This is a genomic window from Arsenicicoccus sp. UBA7492, assembly GCF_002479615.1.
In the GTDB taxonomy this organism is placed as follows: domain Bacteria; phylum Actinomycetota; class Actinomycetes; order Actinomycetales; family Dermatophilaceae; genus Arsenicicoccus; species Arsenicicoccus bolidensis.
Genome location: NZ_DLOE01000014.1, coordinates 1 through 4,391, shown reverse-complemented (window position 1 = coordinate 4,391; position 4,391 = coordinate 1). Strand labels below are relative to the sequence as shown.

Here is a 4,391-nt window from a genome sequence, read left to right as displayed (position 1 = left end):
GTCATCGGTGAGATCTCCTCTGGTGAGTACTTGGCGGTACACACCGAGCATCTCGCCGATGACCCCTCTACGTCAGGGAGCCACACCCACTCCCCAACCCCCACCACTCCACGGGACTCTTACCAAGCGTGGACTGGCGCCGACCATCCGCGAACTGAGCAGCAACCCGTCACGCGCCGGCCGTAACTGCTCGCGAGCGCACGAGCTCGACCAGTGCGTGGCTGCTGCATGAGGCCTGTCCGGCCAGGATCTGCCCGAGCGCGTTGCCGTCGATCGTGTCGTGGATGGACACGCGTGCGAGCGGGCGGTGGTCGGGCTCGAGTGCGTAGGCGTCGCGGATCGCGTCGTACAGTGCGCGTTGCTTCCATCGCGGGGACCCGCCCGGGTGATCCAGGTCGCCGGGTGGGCCGGCTGGTCCGAACTGTCGTTGTGACGGGTCGTTGGTCCAGAAGCCGCCGCCCGACTTGTGGCGCAGGCAGATCGGTTCACCGGTCACGCACCACTGGCGGTAGGGCTCGGCCAGGGGAGCTGGTCGGTCCAGGTGGGGGTGAGGGTCAGTGCTCGGTAGCGGTTGAAGTGCTGATCTTCGTCCAGCTCGACGAGGATGCCGCCAGCGAGCATGTCCCAGTCGCCAGGGAGCAGGCGAGGCGTGTTCTGGACCCCGCCGAGTCGGTGGTACAGCTCCAGGATCTCCCCTCCAAGGGTTGGCAGGTCACGCAGCGAGGGCCGCGCCACGACTCCGGCCGTCGTCGAGCTGGGGGGCATCCCCGCGCACTCGAGGAGCGTCCCCAGTTTGTCCTGCAGCTCGCCACGCCTCATGGCGTTATCGTCGGGTCGGCACCGTGCTGGAGGTGCGTATTGGGGTGCGACGCGCCCCAGGGTTCACGCCAACGGGTGCCCTCAGGACGTGGTTCGTGCACTTCAGGGGTACTTAGATCCCGCCTGTATCAGCATGATTCGGTTCAATACCGATCCCGCGTACCAAAGGCCTGGGTTGATGGTGGTGGTTAGGACGATGTCATCCGTCGAGCAGTTGGGGAAGTACGAGCCTACGTTGGCGTGAGCGGTGATGGTAGGGCGCCCGCAGGCCGGCCCAGCCGATGCCTCCGTGCCGGTTCTCGTTGAGGATCTCGGGGGGTAGGCAGGTGCTGGGCGTGGGGCGGCCCACGGCGCCGTCCGGGTGCAGGTGGCCGGCCTCCCAGGGGTCGCGGTCGGTGGGGTGGACTTCCCAGCGCAGGACACGTCCCTGGCCGGCGGCGCGCTTCTTGCCGATGGCCCAGATGTTCTGCACGAGATCTCGGATGATGTCGGGGTCTCCGACGGCGTCCCAGGTGACTGCGGAGGTGACGGTGGTCAGCAAGGGCATGTAGTGCTGGCGGTAGCGGCCCTGGCCGATTTCAAGGCGCCCGGGCATGGCCTCGGCCACCTCCTCGAGGTCGCGAGGGTCGGCGGCGCCTAGCCAGTAGCGGACGTCCGGCCTGTCCTGCTGGCCGTCAACGGGCCGGGCGCACGTGCCCGCCCAGTGCCAGTCCTCCCCGCGCGCGCACCGGGCCAGGGGAAGGTCGAGGTCGTCGACGTCGTCGCGCTCGGCAAGTGGCTGGTGCGCCCTGCCGGCCTCCAGGAGTGCGCTCTTTGCCCGCTGGTGGATGACGCCGGCCAGCAGGCCGTCCAGCGCGATCCCCCACGGGGCAGCCTGGGCAACACCGGCCTCGAGATGGGCGGTCACTCGCAGAGGGACATGGCCGGTCATGCCAGGGCGCGGATCGCCTCGAGCGCGTCGTCGCGTCGAGCGGTCAGCTCCGCCCGCCAGTCCACGTCGGGCACGGGCACGTCGGAGGTCCAGTCCGCAGTGAAGTCGCCGTGACCGATGGCGCGTCGCCCGCCGATCCGTCCTCGCCTGGTCCACTCCTGGAGCACATCGCCGAAGAACGCGGCCGCGAGCTCGCTGGTGCGCTCGAGGCGTAGCCACGTCGAGAACTTCGTGCCGGCGGGGAAGGTCTCGATGCGGTAGATCATGGGCCCGCTGTCGGACCAGCTCTGTGAGTCGAGGGCAGCCAAGGCCTCCAGGTCGACGCCGCCCTGGCCATCCAGGGGAACGGCCACCTCGGGCAGCAGTGCGTGGAACCCGCTCGTGGTCGTCTCGTTGCTCGAGGTGTAGGTCTCGACCTGGGTCGTGGTGAAGATGTTGGGACCCTGATGACCGGTGAGGTGCGCAGTCTCGGCGACATGGGGCAGGAGCTTGCCGACCTGCAGAGCGCCGTCGACCGGCCGGCCTACGGCACCACCGAACACCGCGAGCTGCGGCACCAGGGCGCGTACGTCGCGCAGTCTCGCCCCGGACAGGGGGTTGGTGGTGCGGGTGATGGCTCCACCACCGCCACGCAGCACGTGGGCTGCGGACAGCGGGATCAGGCCTTCGTAGTGCAGGACGTCCCGCAGCATCTCCTCGCCCACGCGGCGCAGGCCGCCTCGCACGGCGTTGCCCGACACGAGCGGCACGAAGACGGCACGACCGTCTGGCAGGCGCACCTGCTCGCGTCGCAGCAAGGTGATGGAGGCGCGGGTCTCGCCGCCGTGGGCGATCGACGACGTCGCCGTCACGACCCCGTTCCACCCGATCGATACGGTCATGCCGGGTCCTCGCTCTTCTTTGCTGACCGGGACGCACGCACGCTCTCGGTGGTGATCCTCACGCGCAGCACGAGGGCCTCCACCTCCTCGCGCAGCACCTCTAGTACGGGCTGGTCGTCGCTGCGCAGCAGCTGCTCGACCTCGCGGCGTTCGGCCGGGGTCCGGGGCGCAGAACGCAGCTCGGCGGCCAGGTCACTCCACCAGCGCCGCAGCGTCCCGTTGCGGTAGGTGGCAACGACGACTCGATCGACCAGGATCTCCTCCCAGTAGGTCTGGCGGTATCGCGCGACCCAGCCGTCGTTCCAGTTGATGCCGTAGTGCAGAAGTAGAAGCAGGCGCTCGGCCACCCCCGCCGGGCCCTCCAGCGGGGGCATCCCTTCTACCGTCGCCAGCCACCGGTCTGTCGGGTTCGCCAGCGGCTCTGCGGATCGCCCAGCCATCAGATCCTCCCAAGGTCATTCACGAGCCTGCGCTGGGCTGTCGTGCGCCTGCCGTAGCGATCAGACCCAGGTCCAACCACGGACGACGTCGCCTCCACGGGTCAAGCACCCCCCACTCTCGCATGACCCAGGACCGGTCCTCGATCGACAGTCGTGCCAGGACCCTCCAGGGCGGGGCCGGCTCGATCACCTGGGGGCCAGTGCACCCCCAGGACCTCATTCGCTCCAGCACCTCGAGCAGAGCACAGTCCAGAGGACCCCAGGTCAGGGAGGCCTCGTCCAGACCCACTCGCCCCCATCTGGCCAGCTGTAGCACGTGCTTGCGTCCTGTCGCCGGCACCACCACTGCGACGTCCGGCCCCACCGGCACGGCAAGGACCTCACGCAGCGCCTCGCCACTCAGCTCGCGCATCGAGGTCTCGCGCCGGTCCACAAGCCGGCCACGTCGGATCAGGTCGCGCTCGCGGTAGCTCCAGACGCACGCCGGGCACAGGCTTCGGGAGGTGCCGGTCCAGGAGTCAACCCCGGTGTAGCGGCGGGTGACGACCTTGCCTGCCGGCACCAGGTCGTCCCAGGCACGGCATCGCCCACACTCCCCGGTGGCGGTCGGGGTGATCACGACGGGAGAACCTGCGGCCATCCAGGCAACCCTGACGACGTCGAGGGCGGGGTCCGGGGGTGCGGCAGCTCCGGTGCTCACTGGTCGTCCTGCAGGCATGACGCATCGCTCGTCACCCTGTGGTCGACGTCGAGGCCGGCCTTGCACCTGGCCGCGAAGACGACGGAATGGCCACACCAGCTCTGTGCCGGTCCGCGCTTTGAGGAGGAGCTGCAGCACCGGGCGAGGTCGGAGGAGAGGGACGCAAGCCCGGCACCAGCGCCGCGGCGCTGCTGGTGGGTCGGCCCGTTCTCCTGGTGGTTGCAGGGGACTGCGATGTCGTGGATTCCCTCAGGCAAGGGCTGGGTCTCCTAACACGATCGTTCCGCCAATCCTAAGCAGATCAGGGCCACCGTCCCGAGGGCACCTGTGCCCGGTGTTATGGCTTCAGTTGTGCGTTTGAGGTGTCTAGGCTCGGAGGTGTTCAACGGTTCGGGACGATGACATCAATTGAGGGTGAAGGGGTTTGAGATGAGCGCGCAGTATCGCGGGGGTCGGCAAGTGTCGGCCGAGTCGCGCACGGCGGAGATCGAGGTTCTTCAGGCTGGCCTGGTGGCTCAGGTGGAGGCATTGAGGTCTGATGCCGGGTGGCTGGCCTACCTGCGTGGGGTGCGGCAGTTTCATGGCTATAGCCCGAACAAGGGACTGCTGCAGGGGTAGGT

General features: G+C 68.7%; 4 protein-coding genes and 1 pseudogene. 1 reads left to right on the top strand and 4 read right to left on the bottom strand.

The window, feature by feature from the left end; genetic code table 11:
- Positions 1-169: 169 nt before the first annotated feature.
- The 4 genes and pseudogenes from B4E97_RS19220 to B4E97_RS04125 form a co-directional block, all read right to left on the bottom strand.
- Positions 170-765 (bottom strand): annotated as a pseudogene (locus tag B4E97_RS19220) (DUF7255 family protein).
- Positions 766-1,018: 253 nt separating this feature from the next.
- A complete protein-coding gene (locus B4E97_RS04135; RefSeq protein ID WP_286958793.1) occupies positions 1,019-1,726 on the bottom strand; it encodes a hypothetical protein in 708 nt (235 codons plus the stop codon).
- 20 nt (positions 1,727-1,746) lie between these two features.
- Positions 1,747-2,631 (bottom strand): RAMP superfamily CRISPR-associated protein, encoded by an 885-nt coding sequence (locus B4E97_RS04130; RefSeq protein ID WP_286958792.1) that lies wholly within the window; start codon positions 2,629-2,631, stop codon positions 1,747-1,749.
- The gene (locus tag B4E97_RS04125; protein WP_286958791.1) at positions 2,628-3,005 is read right to left on the bottom strand and encodes a hypothetical protein; all 378 of its coding nucleotides are present in this window, start codon (positions 3,003-3,005) and stop codon (positions 2,628-2,630) included. The genes B4E97_RS04130 and B4E97_RS04125 overlap by 4 nt, the downstream gene beginning before the upstream one ends.
- Before the next feature lie 1,195 nt (positions 3,006-4,200).
- Here B4E97_RS04125 and B4E97_RS04120 point away from each other — a divergent pair.
- Entirely contained in the window at positions 4,201-4,389 is a 189-nt protein-coding gene (locus tag B4E97_RS04120; protein WP_286958789.1) for a hypothetical protein, read from the top strand.
- Positions 4,390-4,391: the final 2 nt, after the last annotated feature.

Bases quoted from the DNA above. Each gene is read 5' to 3' on its own strand.
- B4E97_RS04130 (WP_286958792.1), bottom strand. From the start codon at position 2,631: ATGACCGTATCGATCGGGTGGAACGGGGTCGTGACGGCGACGTCGTCG.
- B4E97_RS04125 (WP_286958791.1), bottom strand. From the start codon at position 3,005: ATGCCCCCGCTGGAGGGCCCGGCGGGGGTGGCCGAGCGCCTGCTTCTA.
- B4E97_RS04120 (WP_286958789.1), top strand. From the start codon at position 4,201: ATGAGCGCGCAGTATCGCGGGGGTCGGCAAGTGTCGGCCGAGTCGCGC.